The organism is Ruminococcus sp. AF20-12LB (assembly GCF_003478985.1).
Classification (GTDB): Bacteria; Bacillota; Clostridia; order Lachnospirales; family Lachnospiraceae; genus Blautia_A.
Map to the genome: position 1 here is coordinate 19323 of NZ_QUGH01000003.1, position 25687 is coordinate 45009.

Annotated in this window: 22 protein-coding genes and 1 other annotated feature (1 of these 23 running past the window's edge); of the genes, 4 read left to right on the plus strand and 18 right to left on the minus strand. The window is 43.2% G+C overall.

Going from position 1 to position 25687, the window contains the following annotated elements; all coding sequences use genetic code 11:
• Positions 1 to 475: hypothetical protein (locus tag DWX61_RS19170; RefSeq protein WP_182433955.1), on the minus strand; the 475-nt coding region annotated here is incomplete at its 3' end.
• 12 nt (positions 476 to 487) lie between these two features.
• Here DWX61_RS19170 and DWX61_RS04485 point away from each other — a divergent pair.
• Both DWX61_RS04485 and DWX61_RS04490 read left to right on the plus strand, forming a co-directional pair.
• Positions 488 to 2800 carry a heavy metal translocating P-type ATPase gene (locus DWX61_RS04485; protein WP_244790311.1) on the plus strand — a complete coding sequence of 771 codons (2313 nt, stop codon included), beginning with the start codon at positions 488 to 490 and terminating at the stop codon, positions 2798 to 2800.
• A gap of 124 nt (positions 2801 to 2924) precedes the next feature.
• Entirely contained in the window at positions 2925 to 3236 is a 312-nt protein-coding gene (locus DWX61_RS04490) for an ArsR/SmtB family transcription factor (protein WP_022427364.1), read from the plus strand.
• Positions 3237 to 3316: 80 nt separating this feature from the next.
• On the opposite strand, the gene DWX61_RS04495 is transcribed toward DWX61_RS04490, so the two are convergent.
• Complete coding sequence (locus DWX61_RS04495; RefSeq protein ID WP_118624023.1) at positions 3317 to 5434, minus strand: glycoside hydrolase family 13 protein; 2118 nt, start codon at positions 5432 to 5434, stop codon at positions 3317 to 3319.
• Between the two features lie 461 nt (positions 5435 to 5895).
• On the opposite strand from DWX61_RS04495, the gene DWX61_RS04500 reads away from it, so the two are divergent.
• On the plus strand, positions 5896 to 6180 hold the full coding sequence (locus tag DWX61_RS04500; protein WP_244790309.1) for a transposase: 285 nt from the start codon (positions 5896 to 5898) through the stop codon (positions 6178 to 6180).
• Positions 6177 to 6371, plus strand: coding sequence for a hypothetical protein (locus DWX61_RS04505; protein WP_118624027.1), 195 nt, complete (start codon positions 6177 to 6179; stop codon positions 6369 to 6371). Before DWX61_RS04500 ends, DWX61_RS04505 begins: the two co-directional genes overlap by 4 nt.
• Positions 6372 to 6468: 97 nt before the next feature.
• Here the strand turns inward: DWX61_RS04505 and DWX61_RS04510 are convergent, their stop codons facing one another.
• The 16 genes from DWX61_RS04510 to proS all read right to left on the minus strand — a co-directional run bounded on the left by DWX61_RS04510 (position 6469) and on the right by proS (position 25455).
• Positions 6469 to 9513 carry a metallophosphoesterase gene (locus DWX61_RS04510; RefSeq protein WP_118624029.1) on the minus strand — a complete coding sequence of 1015 codons (3045 nt, stop codon included), beginning with the start codon at positions 9511 to 9513 and terminating at the stop codon, positions 6469 to 6471.
• Positions 9514 to 9749: 236 nt separating this feature from the next.
• Positions 9750 to 10445, minus strand: a complete 696-nt coding sequence (locus DWX61_RS04515; RefSeq protein ID WP_118624031.1) for a hypothetical protein — start codon at positions 10443 to 10445, stop codon at positions 9750 to 9752.
• Positions 10446 to 10762: 317 nt separating this feature from the next.
• Positions 10763 to 11146 (minus strand): hypothetical protein, encoded by a 384-nt coding sequence (locus DWX61_RS04520; RefSeq protein WP_118624033.1) that lies wholly within the window; start codon positions 11144 to 11146, stop codon positions 10763 to 10765.
• A gap of 41 nt (positions 11147 to 11187) precedes the next feature.
• A complete protein-coding gene (locus DWX61_RS04525) occupies positions 11188 to 11736 on the minus strand; it encodes a hypothetical protein (RefSeq protein ID WP_118624035.1) in 549 nt (182 codons plus the stop codon).
• 820 nt (positions 11737 to 12556) lie between these two features.
• Entirely contained in the window at positions 12557 to 14404 is a 1848-nt protein-coding gene (gene ftsH / locus DWX61_RS04530) for an ATP-dependent zinc metalloprotease FtsH (RefSeq protein WP_118624037.1), read from the minus strand.
• A gap of 16 nt (positions 14405 to 14420) precedes the next feature.
• Complete coding sequence (gene hpt, locus DWX61_RS04535; RefSeq protein ID WP_118513120.1) at positions 14421 to 14948, minus strand: hypoxanthine phosphoribosyltransferase; 528 nt, start codon at positions 14946 to 14948, stop codon at positions 14421 to 14423.
• A complete protein-coding gene (gene tilS, locus DWX61_RS04540; RefSeq protein WP_118624039.1) occupies positions 14945 to 16387 on the minus strand; it encodes a tRNA lysidine(34) synthetase TilS in 1443 nt (480 codons plus the stop codon). The genes hpt and tilS overlap by 4 nt, the downstream gene beginning before the upstream one ends.
• Before the next feature lie 25 nt (positions 16388 to 16412).
• Positions 16413 to 17906, minus strand: a complete 1494-nt coding sequence (locus DWX61_RS04545) for a SpoIIE family protein phosphatase (protein WP_118624041.1) — start codon at positions 17904 to 17906, stop codon at positions 16413 to 16415.
• Between the two features lie 119 nt (positions 17907 to 18025).
• Positions 18026 to 18340: an FtsB family cell division protein gene (locus tag DWX61_RS04550; protein WP_227752318.1), complete on the minus strand. Its 315-nt coding sequence runs from the start codon at positions 18338 to 18340 to the stop codon at positions 18026 to 18028.
• A gap of 111 nt (positions 18341 to 18451) precedes the next feature.
• The gene (yabP, locus tag DWX61_RS04555; RefSeq protein WP_173753898.1) at positions 18452 to 18733 is read right to left on the minus strand and encodes a sporulation protein YabP; all 282 of its coding nucleotides are present in this window, start codon (positions 18731 to 18733) and stop codon (positions 18452 to 18454) included.
• Positions 18734 to 18823: 90 nt separating this feature from the next.
• A complete protein-coding gene (locus tag DWX61_RS04560) occupies positions 18824 to 19063 on the minus strand; it encodes an RNA-binding S4 domain-containing protein (RefSeq protein WP_015527118.1) in 240 nt (79 codons plus the stop codon).
• A gap of 73 nt (positions 19064 to 19136) precedes the next feature.
• Positions 19137 to 19433 (minus strand): non-specific DNA-binding protein Hbs, encoded by a 297-nt coding sequence (hbs, locus tag DWX61_RS04565; protein WP_227752323.1) that lies wholly within the window; start codon positions 19431 to 19433, stop codon positions 19137 to 19139.
• 100 nt (positions 19434 to 19533) lie between these two features.
• Positions 19534 to 21267 (minus strand): phospho-sugar mutase, encoded by a 1734-nt coding sequence (locus DWX61_RS04570; RefSeq protein ID WP_118624043.1) that lies wholly within the window; start codon positions 21265 to 21267, stop codon positions 19534 to 19536.
• 98 nt (positions 21268 to 21365) lie between these two features.
• On the minus strand, positions 21366 to 22340 hold the full coding sequence (locus tag DWX61_RS04575; protein ID WP_118624045.1) for a YutH/CotS family kinase-like spore coat protein: 975 nt from the start codon (positions 22338 to 22340) through the stop codon (positions 21366 to 21368).
• 59 nt (positions 22341 to 22399) lie between these two features.
• A complete protein-coding gene (locus DWX61_RS04580; protein ID WP_118624047.1) occupies positions 22400 to 23740 on the minus strand; it encodes a CCA tRNA nucleotidyltransferase in 1341 nt (446 codons plus the stop codon).
• 275 nt (positions 23741 to 24015) lie between these two features.
• On the minus strand, positions 24016 to 25455 hold the full coding sequence (gene proS / locus DWX61_RS04585; protein ID WP_015527114.1) for a proline--tRNA ligase: 1440 nt from the start codon (positions 25453 to 25455) through the stop codon (positions 24016 to 24018).
• Positions 25456 to 25613: 158 nt separating this feature from the next.
• Positions 25614 to 25687 (minus strand) — a binding site (T-box leader); it runs 136 nt beyond the window's last position.

The window sequence follows — 25687 nt, forward strand, 5'->3', positions numbered from 1 at the left end:
GCATGTGCACCACGATGAACACTGTAACTGTGGTTGCGAGGAGCACGAGCACAAACACCATGAACATGAGCATGTGCACCACGGTGAACACTGTAGCTGTGGTTGCGAGGAGCATAAGCACGAACATCATGAACATGAGCATGTGCATGTGCACCACGATGAACACTGTAACTGTGGTTGCGAGGAGCACGAGCACGAACATCATGAACATGAGCACCACGATGAACACTGTAGCTGTGGTTGCAAGGAGCACGGACACGAACACCATGAACACGAGCATGTGCACCACGATGAACACTGTAGCTGTGGTTGCGAGGAGCACGAGCACGAACATCATGAACACGAGCACCATCACCACCATGGCGAGCACTGCGGCTGTGGCTGCGGGGATCATGATCATGAGCACCACGTTCACTCCCACAATGCTCTCACCGCAAAGCGTATCTATATTCTGGAGAACCTCGGCTGCGCTCACTGTGCTTCCAAAATGGAGGAACGGATCCAGGCTCTTGAAGGCGTAGAAAGCGCTACCATTACTTTTGCGACAAAACAGCTTCGCTTAGGGGCTGCAGATCCAGACGCTCTGCTTCCGCAGATCCGCAAGATCTGCACATCCATTGAGTCTGAAGTTAAAGTTGTTCCGAGAAATCCAGCTCCGGCAGCTTCCACTGACACAACAACTAAGACCTATCTTCTGGAAAATCTGGGCTGCGCTCACTGCGCTTCCAAAATGGAGGAACAAATCGCAAACCTTGAAGGCATTTCCGAAGCAACCATCACTTTTGCAACAAAACAGCTTCGCTTAACTGCAAAGAATCCGGACCGATACCTGGATCAGATCCGTAAGATCTGTACATCCATTGAATCCGAAGTTCTTGTAAAAGAAAAGGATCCGAAACCAAAGGCTCAGTCCACAAAAGCAGTGACTCACCCAACCGCTTACAAGAAGAAATTTTTCTCCAGGGAAAACGTAGATATCATCTGTATTATCATCGGTGCAGTACTCTTCGTTGCCGGAGAGATCATGGAACACAAAGGCTTCGGCACCAGTGCCACTCTTCCTGTATTTGTGATCGCATACCTGGCACTTGGTGGTGTTATCGTTGTAAAAGCTGCCAAAAACATCTCTCACGGACAGATTTTTGACGAAAACTTTCTCATGAGCATTGCAACACTTGCCGCTTTTGCCATCAATGATTCCGCTGAGGCCGTAGGCGTTATGCTCTTCTACCGCATCGGAGAGCTTTTTGAGGAAAAAGCCGTTGAACGAAGCCGCGGACAGATCATGGATGCCGTAGACCTTCGTCCGGAAGTAGTAAATCTAGTCACGGGCGATGATATCCAGGTAATTCCCTCTGAAGAGGCTCAGATCGGAGACATTCTTCTGGTCCGTCCCGGAGACCGCATTCCTCTTGATGGTATCGTAATTGAGGGAAACAGCCGTATCGACACTTCTCCGATCACAGGAGAGCCTGTACCGGTTGCTGTAAATGAAGGTGATGAGATCACTTCCGGCTGCGTCAACACCTCCGGACAGCTTAAGATCCGCGTGGAAAAACCTCTGGAAGAATCCATGGTCACTCGTATTCTGGATTCCGTAGAAAACGCGGCAGCAAGCAAACCGAAGATCGACCGCTTTATCACACGCTTTGCCAGGGTTTATACTCCTTGTGTTGTAGGAATCGCAGTGGCAACTGCCATACTCCCATCCCTTGTTACCGGAAACTGGCATTACTGGATCTACACAGCTATTACTTTCCTGGTAATGAGCTGCCCTTGCGCTCTTGTACTTAGTATCCCGCTGGCCTTCTTCTCCGGGATCGGTGCCGGTTCCAAAAAGGGCATCCTTTTCAAGGGTGGCCTTTCCATCGAAGGATTAAGTAAGCTCGGCGCTGTGATCATGGATAAGACCGGCACTATCACAGAAGGCAACTTCCAGCTTCAGAAGGTTGTTGCCACCGGTAAATACACGGAAAATGAACTCCTTTCCATGTGTGCAGGCTGTGAACAGAACTCCACACATCCTATTGCGAACAGCATCGTTGTTGCCGCAAAGGAACGTGAGATCCAATTTGAAAAACCGATCTCCCTGGAAGAAATTTCCGGTCACGGGATCGTTGCGGAAATGCCGGAGGGAAAAGTTCTCTGCGGAAATCGCAAGCTGATGGATAAATTCGGAGTTACAATCGGAGAATTAAAGGAAGCCGCTTACGGCTCTGAAGTATTTATGGCAGTAAACGGAACCTTCGCAGGATATATGCTGATCTCCGATACCATCAAACCTGACGCAAAGGAAGCCATTGCTTCTCTGAAAAAACTTGGTCTCCACACTGTTATGCTTACCGGAGACTCCGAAGACAGTGCACAGGCTGTAGGAAAAGATGCCGGGATTGATGAGATCTATGCAAAGCTTCTTCCGGAGGATAAGCTCAATGCCCTGAAAAAGGTCCGCCAGGCACATGGAACTGTTATGTTTGTTGGTGACGGTATCAACGACGCTCCTGTTCTTGCAGGTGCTGATGTAGGCGCTGCCATGGGAAGCGGTGCAGATGCTGCCATTGAAGCCGCAGATGCCGTATTTATGAATTCCAATGTAGATGCGATCCCTCAGTCCATCACCATTGCACGAAGCACAAACCGTATTGCATGGCAGAACGTAATATTTGCCCTGGTGATCAAGATCGCAGTTATGATCCTTGGTCTTGCCGGACATGCCAACATGTGGATGGCCGTATTTGCAGACACTGGCGTTGCCATGATCTGCGTGCTGAATTCCATTCGTATCCTGTATAAAAAATAAGATCCGTTCTGCAGGGCAGATATCCTGCAGCGGATCCATACAACTCCCCAGTGATGCAGAAAAGAATTTGACCGGTGCGTTTTTTTCAGCTACAATAGAAGTTAACAGTTTGGAGGATGCGCAAATGAAGAAAACACATATAGATTACCCGATCAATGATGATACACTGTACCGGCTTGCCGACCTGTTCAAGGTTTTCGGTGATCCTACCAGGATCCGTATCCTGTACGTACTTTCTGTAGAAGAGCTCTGTGTTCAGGATATTGCCGATCGTCTTTCCATGACCCAGAGTGCTATTTCACATCAACTCCGGGTACTGAAGCAGATGTCACTGGTCAAATTTCGAAGAGATGGAAAAACCATTTACTACTCCCTGGCAGACAGCCATGTGGCAACCATCATGAATCAGGGACTTGAACACGTTACAGAAGAATAACCCATAAAACACAATGAAAAAAGCCAATCCGCTTCCTAATGGAAGAACAGATTGGCTTTTTTCTCTGCCTTACTCGTACATCATTTGTATTTATCCCTTGCCCTGTGGTGAAGCACCATCGCTCCGTATGCAGGCATCTTCACCTGAAGAATCCCTGCATCTGCAATATATTCTTCCGGCATTTCCGTATAACCCTCTCCGGAAGAAAGCATCAGGCGCTGAAAAGCCGTTGCTTCTTTCCGGCTTACACCGGTTTTCCAGGCTGTTACCCTTATGTCTCTCTCCTGATCCTGATTATTGAGGATCACTATGATCTGTTCAGAATCAGAAAAACGACCATAGCTCAAGCCCTGATGATCGTTCCACAGAAATTCCAGGGACCCCTTTGCAAGAATCGGATATGCCTTGTGTATGCAGATCATACGTTTGTGAAAGTCCAGCATCTCCTGGTCTTCTTTTCCCCAGGGATAAGTTCTGCGGTTATCCGGATCTGTAAAGCCGCAGACACCGGCTTCATCCCCGTAATATACCGTGGGCGCACCAGGCCACGTCATCTGGATCACAACAGCCTCTCTCATGATAGCAGGATTGATACCTGCAGATGCTGCCTCTGCGCCTGCGTAGGAAAGCCTTCCCACTCTGTGATTGGTTCTTGTCAGAAATCTGGAATGGTCATGGTTTGAAAGCTCATTCATGGCTCCATAAAGCGCTCCCATATGCAAAGACTGCATATGATGCTTCATCGCCCCGATAAAGGCCTCACTGTTGCCATAAAGGTCCTCCCGGTACTCATCACTGTGCTTCTCCATTCCGGTCAGGAACCACGTTACAGGCTCCATAAAAGCATCATAGTTCATAACTGTATCCCACTCATCACCGCGAAGCCAGCTTTCCGGATTTCCGTAGTGTTCTGCAAGGATCACTGCATCAGGATTGGCTTCTTTTACTGTCCTCCGGAACGCTTTCCAGAAGTGATGGTTAAAATCATTGCTGTGGCCCAGATCTGCAGCTACATCCAGTCTCCATCCGTCTACGTTATACGGCGGCGAAACCCATTTTCTGCCCACATCAAGGATCGTCCGGCAAAGCTCCTCAGATTCTTCGTAGTTCAGCTTTGGCAGGGTATCATGGGTCCACCAGCCGTCATAGGTTGGATTATAGGGCCAGCGGTTCTGATCCTGAAAGCAGAAGAAAGAACGATAAGGGCTGTCCGCCGAAACATAGGCCCCCTTTTCGTAGCCTTCCTGATTTTCGTAGATCCGTTCCCTGTCCATCCATTTATTAAAGGATCCGCAATGGTTAAATACCCCATCCAGGATCACTTTCATTCCTCTTCTGTGAATTTCCTCCACAAGCTCCTGAAAAAGCTTATTACTGGCCTCCAAATTCCGTTTATTGGTCACACGGCGGATATACTTAAGGGCATGACTGTTGTCACTGTCTCCGGGACTTAACAGACCATCACAGTCCTCTACGATCCTTCCGATATGCGGATCGATATGATCGTAATCCTGACAGTCATACTTATGGTTGCTGGGAGAGACAAAGATCGGATTCAGATAGATCACATCCACTCCAAGCTCCTGAATATAATCCAGCTTATCCATAACTCCCTGAAGATCGCCGCCATAAAATTCCCGGACACCCATCACAGCCGGAACCTTTTCCCAGTTATCCACTTTTACGGAAGTGTCCCCGATATAGAAATATTCCCCTGTTTCCACATCATTGGAAGGATCTCCGTTACAGAAACGATCTACATAAATCTGATACATCACAGCACCCTTCAGCCACTCAGGCACATGATATCCGGGATAGATCTCAAATTCTGTCCTTTCCTCATGTCTGGTGCTTACACCATTTGTATCATAATAACAGGTAACAAGTCCTGAATGAATCTCAAAGTAATATCGTACAGGATTTTTTCCCATTACGATCTGTGCAGTATAATAATCAAAGCTTCCGGAAGTTTTTTCCCACTTCATTTCCAGATATTCTCCGTCATGCACAAGACAGACGTTGTCCACATTATTTCTCTGGGTACGAAAACGGATCGTAACTGTATCACCTTCCCGTGGATCCACAGGTGTACGGTAATATTCCGTCCCGTCACTGAACATTGCGTCTTTATTTAATACCGGACTCATATTGAGTATATACCGCATCTTCTTTGCAGTCTCCATGCTTTCATATAACATTCTATTTTCCTCATTCCGTTTTTAGTACCATGTTTTTAAATATATTATCTTAATTTTTTCCATCCCGCAAGCATATATATATATATGTTTTCTCCGTAATTCGCCTTTTATTTTTGGGCAGTAAAAAAGGCAGCTGGTTATGGAACATCACCCAATTTTCCCTTATTTTATGCGGTTCACGGTACCTTACCTACTGCTGTCCAACCTGACATAGTCACCGTTGCTGCAAATACACTACTTTTTTGGCTAGTAATTCCAGCTACGGCTCTCGGTTTGTAGTATGAATCCATTGTTGTTGTAATTTTCTTATGTCCCAAATCTCGGGCAACCTCCGTCACTGGCACACCTCCATCTAATAACACACTTGGTGCTAGAATATAAATAGTATAAGTCAAAATGAGAATCCCTAATTACAAATTTTATGGTACTATGTAGTTACCGCACTGAAGGAGGATCTCATTATGGCAAAGCACTATGACAAACAATTTAAATTGGATGCAATCCAGTATTATCATGATCACAGAGAATTAGGATTGCGGGGTTGCGCTTCAAACTTAGGAATCAGTCATCAGACACTGTCTCGCTGGCAGAAAGAACTGCGTGATACCGGAGACATTGAGAGCCGTGGTTCCGGCAACTATGCTTCTGATGAAGCAAAAGAAATTGCACGTTTAAAGCGTGAACTACGTGATGCACAGGATGCACTTGATGTATTAAAAAAAGCCACCAACATTCTGGGAAAATGACGGAAGCCATTTACCTCAAAGTTACTGAGAAGGCAGAAGCAGCCCGCAAGGCTAAACGCCGTGTTTCTGTCTCCGGAATGTTGAAAATACTTGGCGTTTCACGTTCTGGTTATCGCGCATGGCTGAAACATGTTCCTTCCAATGCTGAAAAGCGTCGGGAATCAGTAAAAGCCAAAATCAAGGCTATTTAGGTAGTGTAAATTATTCTGTGTAAACCTCTCAGATTGATGATAAAATCATAGGTTTATAGAATAATTTACACTACCCAGGCATGCGTTGGATTATATTCTACACCGACTGCGGAACAATATCATACCATGTTGTCAGAACATTTGAATTCAATTTCTGCATCTTTTTTATCTCACGAGATGCTTTATAAATATCTGTTTCCAAATATTCTTGTGGCAACAATGATACTTTTTTCTTTGTCCGTTTCATTGCTAAAGGATTTGATTTTTCCCCTTCAATCAATTTCAAATAGTTAACATATAATTCCGGACAGTTATTTTTCAACAATGCTGGTACAGTTGGATATACAAGCTTGTTAATAATATCCAATGCCCAATAACTTCGTACTGTCATATCTACTGGATTCACATATACATGATTATAATAATCAATGTCAATGATGCAGCCATGAATCCATCCACGCCCACCAATTTTTCTAATTTCATCGGCAATACTTTCCTGATAAGCTGTATATTTTTTCAAAGGTGTTTCAATAGATGCAATCATTGAATCCATATTATCATAATAATAATTCACATCTTTCACATCTAATTTTTTCAATGCTCCACCATTCAATATCGCCAACGAACCTGTCTTTGTTTTATGAATAAAGCAATAATACCCATTCTTTTTCAACATATAAAGAATATTAACTTGCCTATTGAATGTCATTGATATATTCTTTCCACGAGAAAAATCTTGATATTCCTGAGATGTAATTTCATATATGCCATCTTCATAGTCACCAAAATAATCATACTCTCCATCCATCAAAAAATTCTTCAGATACGGACTTTCATTTCTGTACCCAATCTGATTATCAGCATATATCCTTTTTACACCATCGTCAAAGAACATATTCCTATGTGTATGACCACTGACATATACAAAATCATCATGACAATTTGCATCTGCACACCAATCTTTCTTTGGTGTATGCGTAAAGATGACTGTATTTTTCCTTGCTAACACATCTGTCAATTTATCATATAACTGTTCAAACTTTTTACTCTCCTGAATCTCTGTATTTCTATCAACAGTTTCTCGATACACACCATCATTTGCATTGAATTCTTCATTGTAACCAGAGAATCCAAGACCACCCAAAATCACCAATCTTGTACATCTCAATTTTTCCAGAATAGCCTGATTATCTAACTGTATCAATTCATTATATGGAATAATCCCCATGTCATCAGATTCATTTCTATAAAACAAATCATTATGCAATAAGTACATTCCATTTTCCTTTAATACGGTTCTGTATTTATCAACAATCTCATCCACTGACAGTCCCGGAAAATCCCATAGTTCATGATTACCAAGAACAAATACAAAATTTCGTCTTCCTGAGCCAGCTGATTTTCTAAGCATTTTCACAAACAATTCAAATAGCGAAAATTCTGATGACATATCTCCACCGATAAGTGTTAAATTCGTACTTTCAGCCAAAATGTCATCAATAATTTTTTGTATTGTAAAAACAACATCTTCCTTTGATTTACATCCTGCATTTTTAATTCTATGCATTAAATGTAAATCAGAAATGTAGCTAATTCTGTTAGAATCCCATAAAAACATACTTCCAAGATTTTCGAAAAGTATACTGCTGTCAGATGCAACAATTTCCCTTGACAATTGTAATACCAATGCCGTTTCTTCTTCATTCTTTTCAACTGTTGGGAACTCACCAATGAGTTTTTCATCATAATCATATGTTTTATATTGAACATTAAATTGTTTGCATAATTCACTGGTCATTTTCACGTCACTCAAGTTAATTCCGTCTATATCGGAAAGATTTTTCATGCCAGTACAGAATAACATATCTGCACCAGATAAATCGCCTTTCAAAAATGTCACAAAATCAAAGAAATATGGAAATCTATGTACCTTCTGTTTTACAATTTTTTTATCTTCATTACTCCAAAATTGACATACTGCAAATTCCCCATTCTTATATACTTTCAATACCTTGCAACTCAGATTTGCATCTTCATTAATCGGTAATTTTGTTGTATCATCAGTTATATATTTTGAAAAATCATCATTCAAATCAATGGCTCCTGATAAGTCACAATTTGTCAAATTACCATTTCTATACTTGATAAATTCATCGAATGTCTCAAAAGCTCGACATACATCTACACTATGCCACTGATTCAAAGTTTTTCTGCCTTGGTAGCTATAATAGCGATACACTTTTGTTTCTTCACAATAAAAATGTGTTGCTCTATCAAAATAACCTACTACAGTCTTCTCAACATCCTGATTTTTCAAGTCTTCCACAAAATCTTTTACTTCTTTTTTTCGCTTCCTATTGGTTGTAATCGATCCTTGTGAAAAATCATATTTATCAAGAATGACTTCTGGCGTATGAATCAAGCACAAGCCCAATACTACATTACCACCAATATAATAATCCTTTGACAGATATTCCATAAGCACATCCAAATGCTTTTTGTTACACTGAGCATCAAAAGCATACTGGAAAAAGAAGAATTCTACACATTTATATTGTGAAACCGTTGATTTTTTATAATTACCGCATACCTTTTTGAATTGTTCATATGTATCACAAGTATTGAATTTATCCAACCACTGTTTTACGCATTTCTTATTTACTTTTTCACAACGCTTATATGATTCAATTTCATCCTTTGACCATTCACACAAATAATCATCTACGGTTTCTGTCACAAAACTTTTTACTTTTGTCAATCGATCTATATCAAGATTAAGATTTTGGGAAAATTCATCTTCAAATGCATACTGATAATAACAAGCATCTTCGTATATATCACCATCCAAAAATCCATAATATTCCTCAAAAGAATCAAAGGTCATCTTATGCAATCTTGAAACAAGATTACCTGACGACTCTTTATGAAACCAATCTTCTTCTACAAAAAATGTTTGTGTGATTACATCAAAACCTCGATGACCGCTTTTTCTCAATCCCAATTTTCTTTCTGCTTTTACAACATTAGAATCTAAAGCAAATTTTTCTGGAACATTTCTCACTTCCAATTCTCCGCTTTTCAATTCCTTAATAATACGCTTTGCTTCTGGACTTACCCTTGCAGACTTCGATACAGCTTTCAAGTAATACACCCCTTTTCTTATATATTATATCTGTATGATATAATATACACTATACTCTTCTTTTACAACATTACAACTACTTTGCTATTAATCTATATACACGTATGTCACTAATGGTCTCCTCATATTTCTCATAAAACCAAACATAAAAGGCTGTGACACAAAATTTACAATATCACAACCTCTTAATATCCCTTCTATATAATACTATTATACTTTTGAAATCATTCAAAATTTCAGATTTTACCCTTCACAGCAATCGATACATGTCCATTTCCTCTATTAGGCTTATATGGACCAAAACATACGATTACTTTTTTACCTGGTTTGATATAATAATCAAAATCCGAATAATTCATTTTCATAATTGGTCTATACCCTGTTCTAGAGATTTTTCTTGCATAAGTGTCCGCTATCTTTTTCTTAACAGACGATCTCTTACCATAAACTACATCTTGAATCCCCATTTTCTTGCCATCTCTTAATCGATAAGTTAAGCCATATTCACTTGTATTACCAACACCTCCGGCATACCAACTACTCGTAAATTTAAAACAAACATATCCCTTTTGATTATATGTAACTTTACATTTATATGTACAGTAAATATAATTATGTGATGACTTTTTTAAAACCTCAAAGTAATCAAACAATCTTCTTTTATATTTAAATGTATTCTTGTAATCAGTCATGATTGACTTGTTAATTTTCTTTATGGCAGCACTCTTCCCCTTCAATTGCGGAAGCTGATAGAGATATTCTGCCTTATGATCTTTATACTGTTTTATTTGTCTTTTGTTAACAATTTTATATGAAGCTTTTGATGCCGCAGACACTTCTGAATAATTCTCATAAGACGTCAACGAAAAAATGAGTCCTGCTATACAGCATATCAATAACACTTCTTTTAAAATATTTTTAATCTCTTTCATACATTCGATCCTCATTTCTTGAGTTTTTCACATATTTTTTCTTTAGCCCCACAAGAAATCTTGTGGGGCAATCATTCTTTTAGCATTACTTACTTATTAAAATCGTTCCTTCATGGTCTTTAACAATATTTACTTTTCTATCCCTTGTATTTCTCATCTCACTTTATAGCTGTTTTATGTCAAAAGACTTTATATGATTATTTTATTCTTGTTTTTCAACATTCTCAATGGTTAATAGAAAATATAACCATTTTTTTAACAAATACATTAAATATAAATCTATGATACTACAAGTCTAAAACAATTCTCTTTCATTATCATTTCGATTGTCTCGGTAACCAATAATCAACTATTGAAGCAATAGAAGCATATCTTTTGTATTCACTTTCAGCCTCTTTCCATAGATTATATTCTCTTTTTTCCTCAGGAGTCATATTCACTGGACTTTTGCACTTCAAATCTTCATTGTGATATACAGCAATTTCCATATCCATAATATCCATATGCAATTCGATTAACTGTTCGTAAGATGCTTCTATATTAAGGAAGCAAGGAATTTCATCTATTAACCCTAATTTATATAGATTGTAATCCTCAGCTATGATTTCAGTTCTCCACTCTGGTCGTAATTCCGAAAGCAATAATCTATACTTTTCGGCTTCAGATTTTGGAATATTTTTAATTACCATTACATCACCCATTCATTCTCTCTAAATATAGTATTATAACTGCTATAAAAATCTTATTCATCTTCTTCATTATCATCATCAATATCTGGTAATTCACCACTATTATTCCCAAATGCACAATTTACGCCAATAGCAGCCCCAACAACCCCTGCAACTGCAATGACTGCAATTAATGCTTTAGATCCCATTCTTTCATAGAATTTTTTATTTCTTAAATCAAGCTCAGCAATTTTGTCTGCAACTGCAATCATGTCCTCTGTAATCGCTTTTCTTTCCTCTTCTGTTATTTCATCTTTTTCCAATTTCTTTGCATTTGCATCCAATATGGTCTGATATCCATGAACAGCAGCCATGTGACCTTCATGGTTTTTCTCAAGAATATTATCACATATATGCATATAATTCGCGATTAATATTTTCCCAAAATCTGCAAATTCAGGAAATTGATTTATTATCGCAATGGCCACATCTTTATCCATATATGGAATCATTGAAGCAAACTGCATCAACTTATCCTTAGACACATTCCTAAAAGAATCTATTTTCAAAGCTTTTTTAACCGCTTCCTCTGTCACATATCTTTTTCGAACTATTTTCCCCATATAATGATGCCTCCTCACCTTACCTCATAATTATATTTTAACATACCACTATAAAAATAGACAGCGTTCCGTCTATTTTAACGCTAATCTATATATCTCTTATCTGATATTAACAATGAGTGTATCCATATGAATAATTTAATCACGGATGAAAACCAACTGTAGTCTGCCAGGCAACACTTTTCTTTTTATTACCATTTTTTGGCTATTATATAAATGAGACTGCCCTCAACTGCAGGATTTACTATAAATGTTCTATCATCAATTATCATATTTTACCTCTCCTGGACATTAATAATACTTTGTCTACATACTCTTTCCATTCTTCAAGGCAGATATCTCTCTGTCTATTCCTGCTTTAATGCCTTGTAATTCGCCCTATTTCGGCTTTTATCTACTCAAACGTAACTTACATATTTGCAGCATATACGAGGTATTTCAAGCCCTCACAAGCAGTTCTTTTCTATCTCGTATAAAATATTTCATTCACGTCTTATCTCCTCATATATACTATACAAAATTATCTGAGAAAAAAACAGCAGCACTGACCACTTTTTATGGTCAACACTGCTGTCCGTGTTTAAGGGGGGGGCTGTCCACCTGCTGTCCACTTTTATTAGCCGTAGCCAAAAGGCCTGTTTTAGACAAAGTAAAAAAGACAGCTGGTTAGGCTGCCTTTTTTGGAGAAGGTATTTCTTCTTATGGGGTGTAGCAAAAACTATATAATGTATTGGGGGGTTTTTACGGTATTTATAGTACCATGTGTCCACCAAAAAGTGTGCACAAAGTTCACAAAATTCAATATATTTTTTTGTGCATTTTATTCGTTTGTTTTTGCAACCTCTTCTTTTTCTGTTGTAAAAAGTGCTTCGAACTCTTCACGATGTATCTTTTCCTTCTCGAGAAGAAGGGCCGCACAGCTGTGAAGAACGCCGATATTCTCACGGATGATGCTCTCTGCATTCTCATGGCACTCACGGATGATACGGGAAATCTCCCCATCAATCTCTCTTGCCACTTCCTCACTGTAGCCTCTGGTATGTGCCAGATCACGGCCGATAAATACCTCATCGTCATCGTTGCCGTAAGCGATCAGACCGATTTTTTCAGACATGCCGTATTTCATTACCATAGAGCGTGCAGTCTCTGTGGCACGTTTGATATCATTGGAGGCACCGGTGGTGATATCTCCGAAGATGATCTCCTCAGCCACACGTCCGCCAAGAAGCGTGGTGATATCCTCCAGCATTTTGTTCTTTGTATTAAACATCTCATCATTATCCGGCAGCGGCATGGTGTAGCCGGCAGCTCCCATTCCCGTAGGAATAATGGAAATGGTGTATACCGGATCCATATGAGGAAGTACATGGAACAGGATCGCATGGCCTGCTTCATGATAAGCTGTGATCTTTTTCTCTTTATCAGAGATGACCTTGCTCTTCTTTTCTGCACCGATCCCAACCTTGATGAATGCTTTCTTGATATCCTTCTGCATGATATAAGGACGACCCTCTTTTGCAGCATCAATGGCAGCTTCGTTAAGAAGGTTCTCCAGATCTGCGCCTGTAAATCCTGCGGTTGTCTGGGCGATCTGGCGAAGATCCACATCATCTCCCAGCGGTTTGTCCTTGGCATGGACCATAAGGATCTCTTCTCTGCCCTTGACATCCGGGCGTCCCACACCGACTTTACGGTCAAATCGTCCCGGACGGAGGATCGCAGGATCCAGAATATCCACACGGTTGGTCGCTGCCATTACGATGATTCCTTCATTTACTCCAAAACCATCCATCTCTACAAGAAGCTGGTTCAACGTCTGTTCTCTCTCATCGTGGCCGCCGCCCATACCGGTTCCCCTTTGACGGGCTACCGCATCGATCTCATCAATAAAGATGATGCACGGTGCATGACGCTTGCCCTCTTCAAAAAGATCTCGTACACGGGAAGCACCGACACCAACAAACATCTCCACGAAATCGGATCCAGAAATGGAGAAAAACGGAACTCCGGCCTCTCCTGCAACTGCCTTCGCGAGAAGGGTTTTACCTGTTCCCGGAGGGCCCACAAGGATCACTCCCTTCGGGATCCTGGCACCTACCTTCGTATACTTCTGAGGGGATTTCAGGAAGTCAACTACCTCCTCCAGATCCTCCTTCTCCTCCTGAAGACCTGCAACATCTTTGAATGTTACTTTCTTATCATCAGGGGATGACATCCTTGCTCTGCTTTTTCCGAAGTTCATCATCTTCGCATTGCTTCCGCCGCCTCCGGACATCTGCCGGTTCATCATCATAAAGAAAAAGATAAGGATCGCGCCGGTAAGCACTACCGGAAGTACCGTTCCGATCATGGAGCTGTCCTTGGGTACATTGCGGATCGTCGGATCGATACCATGTTCTTCAAGAAGCTCCTCCGCTTCCTTTACATCGGTTACGTAGACTGTCTTCTGACCGTCTGAAACAATGTTTGCTGTTACATAACCGGTGGGCACTTCTCTGTTCTGATGGATCACCGCATCCGTCACTTTGTCTTCTTCCAGAGCCTTTTCCAGCTGGCCCATTGTGTAGCTGCCCTGGGTAGATACCTGGTCATTGAGATACAGATATCCTGCGATCAGTGCCACAATAAGCAGAAGGTACAGGCCTATCTTACCTGAATGCTTGCTCACTTGGTTAAATCTCCTTTCAGTCCTGAAGCTCCACTACTCCGATGTAAGGAAGGTTTCTGTATTTCTGGGCATAATCAAGTCCGTATCCTACTACAAACTCGTCCGGAATATTGAAGCAGCAGTAATCTACCTCTACATCTGTCACACGTCTCTCCGGTTTGTCAAGAAGTGTACAGAGTTTGATGCTTGCCGGATGTCTGCCCTTCAGGATACGCAGCAGATAGCTTAAGGTTCTGCCTGAATCAATGATATCCTCTACGATCAGAACATCTTTCCCTTCCAGTGGCTGATCCAGATCCTTGACGATCTTTACAACACCGCTGGATTTCGTATCATCACCGTAACTGGACACAGACATGAAATCCAGTGTTACCGGGCGTGTGATCCTCTTGGCAAGCTCACACATAAAGAAAACGCCGCCTTTCAAAACGCAGATCATGTGTACATCTTTTCCTTCATAATCCTTGTTGATCATGTCTGCAACTTCCTGGATACGGGCATCTACCTCTTCTTCACTGAGTAAAACCCTGATTTTTTCGCTCATGCTAAAGCTCCTCCTTGGTAATGTAATTCTAACACTCTCCCTGTAGTGGAAGTGATCTTATACTTCTCGTTCATCCGTCCTCCCGGGATCCAGAGTATCTCAGATCCTGCCGCAACAACCGGAATCCTGTCTCTCATCTCCGCCGGAATCTTCTCATCAATAAAGATCCGGTTCAGCTTCTTTTTTCCGCCTTCACTGTTTACAGTAAGATAATCTCCCTGTCTTCTGGTCCGAACGCATGGACTATCTTTTATTTTATCATAATCAAACCATTTCGTATACTTTTTTTCTTCAATCTTCTGTTTCTTATAAGAAAAAATTTTCGACTCAAAAACTCCGAAAGGACTTTCCAGAATCCCAGGTACCGGAAGCTCCATAGACATTTCTCTGAGACCTGCCGATACTTTTTTTTCAGTGGAAGCAGCGTTCTCTCTGTCTGATGCAGAGTTGTTTTTCAGACATACCCCTCCATACTGTCGTATTACCCGCAGCGATTCCGGAAGGTTGATATAACGACCGTTTTCTTTTTTTTGAAGCGAAAGGACCTGGTCCACATGAAGAGAGGTAAAGTCCTTACGTTTTCCTGCCAGTATCTCAAATGCCTCCATCACCGCATATTCCTGAAGGATAGGATCCTGTGCAAAAAATTTTTCATCCAGAAGATAGCCATTTTCTTTCCGGCAGCTTGCCAGAAGCTCCCTTCCCTTTTTCTGAAGATACGAATCTGCTTCTGCCAGAACCCGTGCGGTTTCTGCCATATGCTCCACCGCTTTTGCATTGATCTTCTGTTCCATAGCCGGAAGAATATGGTTACGGATCCGGTTTCTTGTATAGTCATCTGAAAGATTGCTACTGTCTGTGATATAGGAAATACCTCTCTCCTTCAGATAATTGACGATCTCCTTCCGTTCTAAACACAAAACCGGCCGGATGATCTCACCGTTTACCGCCTGTATCCCGGAAAGTCCCCGGATACCGGTTCCCCTTGCCAGATGATGCAGCATAGTCTCTGCCAGATCGTTGCGGTTGTGTGCCAGTGCGATCCGGAACTGTCCGTTCTTTTCTGACTGTTCCCCGGAAAAACCAAGTCTCTTTTTTTCCTCCTGAAACGCCTGTTTTCGCACGATCCTTCCGGTTTCTTCTTCTCCCAGCTTCCACTTTCCGGAAAGCTCCGGAACCGGATAATGCTTGGACCGGAAAGGAATTCCCCAATCCCGGCAGATTTTTTCCACAAACTGCTCATCCCGGTCCGCCTCCTGGCCCCGGATCCCATGATGGACATGAACCACTTCCATGGAAAAACCGATCTCTTTCTGAAGATTTTTCAGAATATGAAGCATTGCTATGGAATCTGCCCCTCCGGAAACCCCTGCCACAACCATATCCTCTGCTTTCAGCATCTGATGGTCTCTGATATATTTTCTTACACGTGTGATCATTTTTTCTCCTGTAACCAAAAATACTCTATTTTTTCCACAATCCTGCCACAACTACTGTCATATCATCCCTGGCATGATAATCGCTGTATCCCAGGACCCTTTCCAGTATTCCCCGTCCCATCTCCCTGGGCTCTTTTTCCCGGACATCCATAATGATCTCCTTCATAGTTTCTTCTTCCCGTTCTGCAGGAAGTGCATCCAGAACTCCATCTGTCATCATGATCAGATAATCTCCATGATAAAGCTTCCTTGATGCAGTATCAAAATCCAACTGCTGAACCAGGCCTGCGGCAAGATTTTCCGAAGCAATGGATTCCACCCAGTGATCTCTTTTAATAAATGTGGAAGACGCCCCTGCTTTCAGGAAATCACAAATCCCGGTATAAAGATCCACCGCACAGATATCGACAGTAGAAAACATCCCTTCCCGTCCTTTCAACAGCAATGCGGAATTCACCATTCTGGCAGCTGTCTCCTGAGAAAAGCCGGATTCCAGAAACTGTTCCAGAAGTTCTACCACGATCTCACTTTCTTTAAACGCTTCTATTCCGGAACCCATCCCATCAGACAGACAGAGAAAAAACCTGCCATCCTCTTCCTGACGACAGATATAATTATCTCCGGAAACTTTTTCCGCTTCTCTTGTAAGCCGCGCTACTCCGTAAAGCATCTGATAACTGACATCCTCCACAAAATGAACCATACGAAAATCTCCATTTACAATACTGCGGCTGCCGGTGTCCGGCGTCATGGAGCTTCCGCAGATTCTGGACAGGATCTGTGCGATTTCCGTCGTGGAGACACACTGTCCGCTCCTGGCTCTCAGATTCAAAAATATCTGCCGTCTTCCTTCGATCTTATCCATGACCCAGACATTTTTTACAAGTACATGCTTTTTACGAAGAGCCTTTTTCAGATCTTCCTGAAACTGCTGATCTGCCGGCATGATATCATACAGCTCTTCTGCCATATGATCCATAATCCTCGAGATCTCCGTCAGCTGCTGTGCAACTGCAAGCCGGCTTTCGATCATCCGGTTGTCCCACACGAGATTCTGCCTTTCTTCCCGAAATCCCTCATTCAGGACCTGAAAATACTGGGCGGAACGGCCACATGCTCTCATCCATTCACTGCGGGCTCTCTGGATATTCTCCTCATTGCCTTCCTCCATGGTACGGATCATATTCTCACTGCCCCGCATGGTTTCCCCCGCATGCTCTCCCCAGCAGATCTCTCTCTGATAACATCTGGAACATACAGCCGCACTGGTGTCCGATATGATACGGTTCAGCTGTCCTCCGCTCAAAAATTCCTTACGGTAAGGCATTCCGTAGAATGTATCCGCAAGCTTCCGGAAGGATGCTGCATACCGTTCCACTTTTTCCTTCTGGGGATGGCTTTCACAAAGCGGCAGCATTTCTTCTTTTTCCTTCGTTTTTCCCGAAAAGACAGTTTTTGCCATGTCCCGGAGTATCAGCAATATGCTGACTACGAGCATGGCAATGATCCATTCCTGCATATTTTCCCCTCCCCTTATAACCTTCACTGACTGAACATTATAAAGGAAGATCCCTGAAATATCTGTCAAAGCCGCACGAAAATGTCAAAAAAAATTTCGTCGAAACCTTTGATTTTCAGCTATTTTTCTTCCTGAAACACGATCTCGTTGTCTTTCACAAGTCCCAGCTTCTCACGAGCCGCCTCTTCCACATATTCGTCGGTCTTCATATATTCTTTCTCTGCTTCGATCTCCTTGGTACGTTCCTTCTCACTTTCAATCGACTTCTCCAGTGCTGTAGCTTTGGAATCATAATAATCCCTGCGCCGTTCCAGAGTCTTACTCTGCAGCATAAGGCTTCCCAGCAACACCAGTGCGATCACCATGATCCCCGCCATGCCAAGATAATTATATCCGATCCGTTTTTTTTCTTTTCCCTTTTTTGGATTTTTCAATCTGCTGCTCCTTTTTTACACGATCTGATCTCTTTACCTTTTACGAGCTTATACATCCAGATTTTACAACTTCTTCAAAAAAATATCAACCGGTTTGCTGTCTTTTTAGCTTTAATGGAACAGTCTTTTTAAAAGGGATCCTTCTTTTTTGTCTTTTTTCCTGCCAAGATAGGTAAGACTGTCGATTTTTCCCTCCAGGCTAAGCTGCCCGCTTTTCAGATCAAGATGTTTTACATGAAGTCCTTCGCCTTTTATGGATAACTTTCCTTCCTCTGTATGCAGCAGTATTTCTTTTTCATCGAAAGAGATCACCTCCCGGATTCCCGTTATGGTGCCACCTTTCTGCCGCTCCAGCATCAGACTGTGAAATGCTGCCGTTCTCTTCTCGTCCAATCCATACCTCCCTGGGGATGATTTCTCTTTTATTTTATGAAAAATCCATCCGGAATAGACCATCACGCCCAAACGGCAGCTGTCCCTGCATCAGATATAGCGGAACATACTTTCCACTTCATCTTTTTTTACCGTTTCCTTAACTTCCAAGACTTCAACCTTTACATTACGGCTTCCAAACTGAATCTCCACAGTGTCACCGGTCTTTACCTGTACAGAAGCCTTAGCCGGCTTGTCATTGACCAGAACTCTTCCTGCATCGCAGGCTTCATTTGCCACCGTACGGCGTTTGATCAGTCTGGATACCTTCAGATATTTATCAAGACGCATAATTTTTCCTCCTAAAAAAGCAGGGGAAACCAAAAACCGGTTTCCCCTGCCGTTATCACTCTGAACCAACAGATTATTTGCCGTTGACAACGTCCTTTAAAGCTTTTCCTGCTTTGAACTTCGGAGACTTGGAAGCCTCGATCGTCATGGTCTCACCAGTCTGAGGATTTCTTCCCTCTCTTGCAGCTCTTGTGCTTACTTCGAAAGTTCCAAATCCAACCAGCTGAATCTTCTCGCCTTTTTTCAGTTCGTCTGTTACAACATCGATAAAAGATTTCAGAACAGCTTCTACATCTTTTCTGGAAAGATTGGTGTCTTTCGCCATTGCTGCCACTAACTCTGTTTTATTCATGGTGTTTCCTCCTATAATTGATGTTCTCTTATTTTTGACTTTGCTTTATATATATACCGCTTTTGGCTTATAATGTCAAGGTTTTTCGCATATTACAGGCGGAATGTGACCCATTTTATTATTTCATGGAATCAACCATTTCAAGAACAGCCTTGCCCATTGCATCGGATTTCTCGTCTGCATCTGCAAGAGATGTTCCCTTAACGCCATAATAGAATTTAACCTTAGGCTCTGTTCCGGACGGTCTTACGCAAACCCATGCATCATCGGTAAGCTCATAGTAGAGAACATTGGAATTCGGAAGTCCTGTCGGCTTCTTCTCACCTGTTGCAAGATCTGTGATCTCGTCCAGCTTGTAGTCACGTACAGCAGTCACCTTATGTCCGGCAAACTCGGCAGGCGGATTCTGACGAAGTGTTGTCATGATCTCCTGGATCTTCTGAAGTCCCTCAATACCCTTCATGGTAACTGCCTGGATGGCATCCTTATAGTAGCCGAACTCCTCATACATATCGATCATTGCATCCCAGAGAGTCTTGCCCTGTGTCTTATAGTAAGCAGCAGCTTCGCAAAGTGCCATGGTAGCAACAATGGCATCCTTGTCTCTTGCATAGGTTCCGATCAGGCAGCCGTAGCTCTCCTCAAATCCGAAAAGATATGTACCCTTGCCACTGTTCTCAAATCCGAGGATCTGCTGTCCGATGTATTTGAATCCGGTAAGTACTTCGATAAGATTCACGTTGTATCCCTTGGCAATGGCATCTGCCAGGTTTGTTGTAACGATAGTCTTTACAAGAGCTCCGTCCTCCGGAAGGCTTCCGTTTACAGCCTTTCTCTGGCTCAGCTCATAGTTTGCAAGAAGGCATCCGGACATGTTGCCCGTAAGATCATGATACTCTCCGTTTTTGTCCTTTACGCGAACGCCAAGACGGTCTGCATCCGGATCTGTAGCAAGTACGATGTCTGCATCAACTTCCTTCGCAAGCTTCAGGCCAAGCTCAAATGCCTCTGCTGCCTCCGGGTTCGGATAGCTGACTGTCGGGAAATCCCCATTCGGAAGCTCCTGTTCCGGTACTACATATACATTCTCAAATCCAAGCTCCTTAAGGATCCTTCTGGCCGGAATATTGCCGGTTCCGTGAAGAGGTGTGTAAACGATTTTCAGGTTCTTGCCCTCTGCCTGGATCGCATCCATATGGATGATCTGTTTCTTAAGCTCTGCCATGTAAGCGTCATCGACAGCCTGTCCGATCACTTCGAAAAGTCCTGCATTTACTGCTTCTTCCTTATCCATGGTCTTTACGGTATTCCAGTCGGAGATTGCCTTTACCTCGCCCATGATACCGGAATCATGAGGTGGTGTGATCTGCGCGCCGTCCTCCCAGTAAACCTTGTATCCGTTGTATTCCGGAGGATTGTGGCTGGCTGTTACGTTGATACCTGCCACACAGCCCAGATGACGTACTGCAAAGGAAAGCTCCGGTGTCGGACGAAGTGTCTCAAAGATATAAGCCTTGATTCCGTTTGCTGCCAGGCAAAGTGCTGCTTCCTGGGCAAACTCCGGTGACATATGACGGGAATCATATGCGATGGCAACTCCCTGAGATTTCTTGTCAACCTTGGCAATATAGTTGGCAAGCCCCTGGGTCGCTCTTCTTACCACATAAATATTCATACGGTTGGTACCTGCGCCGATGATACCACGCAGGCCTGCCGTACCAAACTCAAGATCCATATAAAAACGCTCTTTGATCTCATTTTCGTCGTCTTTGATCGCTTTCAGTTCTTCCTTTGTCGCCTCATCAAAGTATGGGTTTTCAAGCCACTGATTATAGATTTCTTTATAATCCATGTTCCAAAATACCTCCCTGTTTCTTTATATAAGATACTTAGTATTATATAACAATTTTCAGAAAAAGGGAAGTTTTGTTTTCGTTACATTCAGAATCATTACTGTCTGAAGCACTGTTTTGAAAATTCCTCCCACTGTTTTTTCTGATAAATCAGGGTTCTCAGCTTTTCCACATTTTTTCCGGAGATCACAGCCTTGTTATGTGTATAATAATGATTTGCCAGTTTCCAGTATTTTTCCGGATAACAGAACCGGACTCTCAGGTTCTGCCACTCAGACTCTGAGAGCGGCCGCACGGAATCATATTCAGAAAGCATCTTCTGCGCGAGGTGCAGATCCCAGCTGTATTTCTCCAGGATTTTCCGCATAAAGCGGTACAGATCTGCCATCTGCACATCAAAGCTCCAGTGGCTGAAATTCGTCACCGCTGTGTTTTTCCCAAGCATCAGCACATTATGCTGATTATATTCGCCATGACAGATACTGCCGCTTTGAAGAGACTGCTGCCGCAGATTTTTATAATCCGTGGTTTCCAGCATAGCTGCCGCTTCTTCTCCTTTTTGCAGAAACCATTCCACGCTTTTCAGATAATCTTTCTCAAAAGAATTGACCGCTCCTTTTTTTCGGATAAAACGGCGTATTTTTTTCATTTCCTGATTATGCCGGATATATTCTTCCTGCAGATTTCTTCCCGCATAATCCATTTCCACAGGAAGCTGCATGATCTTGTGTATCTGTGCCAGAGTCCGGATGCTTTTTAAAATATCGTTTTCGGATCTCGTGTCACATTCCCGTCCCTCAAACCAGAACTGTGCAGTATATGGAACAGAATCTTTGTCCCTGCTTACCAGTACACCTTCCCTGTTTCTGAGATAGGCGTCCACAAGACAGTTCTGTTCCTTCATTTTTTCAAGAAGCTGCTGCTGCATGGAAAGCTTTTTTTCCGAGCCATGAAATTCCCGGAGTATCACCGGACCTTTTTCTGTCCGGCACAGAAGTGCCCCCCGCACCCTGACGGAGAATGAAGCCGTAAGCCCATACTGCTCCAGCACGCTCAAACCATAATCATACAAAAAAGTTCCCCCCTGCCTTATTTTACGTTCTATCTTATGCAGGGGGGATTTTTGTTATTCTATTCGGTTTTTATGCTGTCTTTTTCTGCTGTTTCAAGAAGTTTTTCTTTTGTATTAAGGGTTGGATCTTTCAGCACACAGTCTAGAAGTCTTTCGAGCAGTGCTCCCAGTGCCGGCCCGGCCGGATGTCCTGCCTTTATAAGATCCTTTCCGGAAACTGCCAGGGTTTTCAGGGATGTACATTCTCCTCTTTCAAGGATCCCCTGATAAGCTTCCGTCACACCGCCTAACCGTGCCAGCTTCTCCTCCCTCTTGTAAGTACTCTGGGATAAAAGATCTGCCTTCTGTACTTTCAGATACAGCGGAAAAAGATCTTCTCCGATAAGATTCACAGCTCTCCGCACATCCTCGGCATCCGGTGTGGGACGAAGATCATGATATCGGATCAGCCGACAGGTATTTCGGATCGTTACATTATCAAATTTCAGACGGCGCAGGATCTTTCCTGCCAGCTTTTCGCCTGCCGGTCCGTGAGTCTTAAAGTGGTCTCTTCCATTCTCGTCTGTCTTTTTTACAACCGGCTTGGCAATGTCGTGAAGAAGCATGGTGATACGAAGAAGCCTGTCATTCTCAATCTCCGTAAGGCTTTTCAGAATGTGTTCGCCTACGTTGCAGCAGTGATGGGGGGTATTCTGCGCTGTTTCCATACAAGCATCAAATTCCGGAAGAAATTCCCGGGTAAGGCCTGTCTCCCAGGCTGTCCGAAGGTAATCCGGATGATCTGATACCAGGAGCTTTACAAGCTCTGTCTGGATACGCTCTGCACTGACATGCTCCAGGTTCCCCGACATCCGTGCCAGTGCCGCTTTCGTATTCTCTTCCACAGTAAAACCAAGCTGTGCGGAAAAACGCACTGCACGGAGCATCCGAAGAGCATCCTCTGTAAAACGTTCCACCGGATCCCCGACACAACGGATGATCTTCCTATTGATATCCTCCATTCCGCCAAACAGATCCACCAGTCCATGCTCCGGATGATAAGCCATGGCGTTAATGGTAAAATCTCTTCGTTTCAGATCTTCCTCAAGACTTCTGGTAAAGGTCACAGCATCCGGGTGGCGGCCGTCATGATATTCTCCGTCTACACGGTAGGTTGTCACCTCAAAGCCCTCTTTGCCCATCATTACAGTTACTGTTCCATGCTGAATCCCCGTATCTACAGTTCTGTGAAAAAGCGCCTTCACCTGCTCCGGAAGTGCGGAGGTAGTGATATCCCAGTCCCCAGGCACCCGGTTCAGGATGGAATCCCGGACACAGCCGCCAACAACATATGCCTCATAGCCGGCTTCATTGAGAGTACGCAGGATCTGTTCTGCCTTTTGTGGTATGTTAATCGTCATAATAACTCCTCTTGATGATCGCTGCTGTCCGGTAAAGCGGACATTCGCAATCCGCTTCGCTACTTGCTCATGAACGCAGTCGCTTCGCGATCTGCGTTCAAAACACGTTTACATTTCGCTGTATTATCTCCATGTCAGCAGCCGAATAATATTCTGATATGTTTTCCTTAACGCTATTATAACATAGATTCATAAAAACAGCGGAGCATATTTTGCCCCGCCGTTGTTTCTACAATATGATCGTCCCACTTTTTTGAAGTGGCCTGCTATATTTTTTAGTATGCGCGTCCCCAGTAAACCATCTTCTTAGCCGGTTTTCCACAGCATACGCAAACGTCGCTTAACTGCTCCTGCTCAAACGGCATACATCTGGATGTTGCCTGGAAATCTTCCTTGATCTTGTCCTCACACGCACGATCTCCGCACCACATAGCTTTGATAAAGCCAGGCTTGCTGTTGATGATCTCGCCAAACTCCTCATAATTCTTTGCTACATAAGTATGCGCCTCTCTGTGTGCACGTGCGCGCTCCAGCATATCATGCTGAATGGTATCCAGAAGCTCTTTTACCTTATCTGCAAGCTCCTCGAAGGATACTGTGTATTTCTCACGGGTATCTCTTCTGCAGAGAACTGCCTGGCCGTTCTCGATATCCTTCGGTCCACACTCCACACGAAGCGGGATACCACGCATCTCCTGCTCAGCAAACTTGAATCCCGGGCTCTTGTCTGTCGCATCAACCTTTGCACGGATACCTGCTGCCTTCAGTGCTGCAAGAAGCTCGTCAGCCTTCTCCATAACGCCCTCTTTACGCTGCTGGATCGGGATGATCACAGTCTGTACCGGAGCGATCCTCGGAGGAAGAACAAGTCCGCTGTTATCACCGTGAACCATGATGATAGCACCGATCATACGAGTTGTCATTCCCCAGGATGTCTGGTGAACATATTTCAGGGTGTTATCTTTATCTGTGTACTGGATTCCAAATGCTTTGGCAAAGCCATCTCCGAAGTTATGGCTTGTACCGGACTGGAGAGCCTTACCGTCGTGCATCAGAGATTCGATGGTGTAAGTAGCCTCAGCACCTGCAAATTTCTCTTTATCTGTCTTCTGGCCTTTGATGACCGGAATCGCAAGAACTTCCTCGCAGAAGTCTGCATAGATGTTCAGCATCTGGATGGTGCGCTGCTCCGCTTCCTCAGCTGTTGCGTGAGCAGTATGTCCCTCCTGCCACAGGAACTCTCTGGAACGAAGGAAGGGACGTGTTGTCTTCTCCCAGCGTACAACGGAACACCACTGATTATATACCTTTGGAAGATCTCTGTGGGACTGGATCTCTTTCTGGTAGAAATCGCAGAACAGAGTCTCGGAAGTCGGACGCACGCAAAGTCGCTCCTGCAGCGGATCAAGGCCGCCATGAGTCACCCATGCAACCTCCGGAGCAAAACCTTCTACATGATCTTTCTCTTTATCAAGAAGAGACTCCGGAATAAAGATCGGCATGTAAACATTCTCTACACCGGTCTCTTTAAATCTGCGGTCAAGCTCATGCTGGATATTCTCCCAGATCGCATAACCTGCAGGTTTGATTGCCATACAGCCCTTAACACTTGTATAGCCACAAAGCTCAGCCTTCTTAACAACGTCTGTATACCACTGAGCAAAATCCTCATCCATAGATGTGATGGCCTGTACTAATTTCTTTTCTTTTGCCATGATAAATCTCCTTTTTCTTGTGATCTGTTACATATTGCCGGCTGTCAGGCAGCCACAGCAATCCGGAATCCTTCCAGCTTGCTCTTCTGTCCCATAAACCGTACACTACATTTACAGTCCCGTTTTACGGACAAAAAAATAAGCCCTCCGGATCCCTCACAAGGGACCGAATGACTTCGGCGGTACCACCCCAGTTAACAGCCAGAAAAGCTGTTCTCTCAACACCCGTTAA

Excerpts from the sequence above, each read along its gene's own strand:
- DWX61_RS04485 (WP_244790311.1), top strand. The coding sequence starts at position 488 with ATGGAGGAACGGATCCAGGCTCTTGAAGGCGTAGAAAGCGCTACCATT.
- DWX61_RS04490 (WP_022427364.1), top strand. The coding sequence starts at position 2,925 with ATGAAGAAAACACATATAGATTACCCGATCAATGATGATACACTGTAC.
- DWX61_RS04495 (WP_118624023.1), bottom strand. The coding sequence starts at position 5,434 with ATGTTATATGAAAGCATGGAGACTGCAAAGAAGATGCGGTATATACTC.
- DWX61_RS04500 (WP_244790309.1), top strand. The coding sequence starts at position 5,896 with ATGGCAAAGCACTATGACAAACAATTTAAATTGGATGCAATCCAGTAT.
- DWX61_RS04505 (WP_118624027.1), top strand. The coding sequence starts at position 6,177 with ATGACGGAAGCCATTTACCTCAAAGTTACTGAGAAGGCAGAAGCAGCC.
- DWX61_RS04515 (WP_118624031.1), bottom strand. The coding sequence starts at position 10,445 with ATGAAAGAGATTAAAAATATTTTAAAAGAAGTGTTATTGATATGCTGT.
- DWX61_RS04520 (WP_118624033.1), bottom strand. The coding sequence starts at position 11,146 with ATGGGTGATGTAATGGTAATTAAAAATATTCCAAAATCTGAAGCCGAA.
- DWX61_RS04525 (WP_118624035.1), bottom strand. The coding sequence starts at position 11,736 with ATGGGGAAAATAGTTCGAAAAAGATATGTGACAGAGGAAGCGGTTAAA.
- hpt (WP_118513120.1), bottom strand. The coding sequence starts at position 14,948 with ATGAGCGAAAAAATCAGGGTTTTACTCAGTGAAGAAGAGGTAGATGCC.
- tilS (WP_118624039.1), bottom strand. The coding sequence starts at position 16,387 with ATGATCACACGTGTAAGAAAATATATCAGAGACCATCAGATGCTGAAA.
- DWX61_RS04545 (WP_118624041.1), bottom strand. The coding sequence starts at position 17,906 with ATGCAGGAATGGATCATTGCCATGCTCGTAGTCAGCATATTGCTGATA.
- DWX61_RS04560 (WP_015527118.1), bottom strand. The coding sequence starts at position 19,063 with ATGCGTCTTGATAAATATCTGAAGGTATCCAGACTGATCAAACGCCGT.
- DWX61_RS04570 (WP_118624043.1), bottom strand. The coding sequence starts at position 21,267 with ATGGATTATAAAGAAATCTATAATCAGTGGCTTGAAAACCCATACTTT.
- DWX61_RS04580 (WP_118624047.1), bottom strand. The coding sequence starts at position 23,740 with ATGACGATTAACATACCACAAAAGGCAGAACAGATCCTGCGTACTCTC.
- proS (WP_015527114.1), bottom strand. The coding sequence starts at position 25,455 with ATGGCAAAAGAAAAGAAATTAGTACAGGCCATCACATCTATGGATGAG.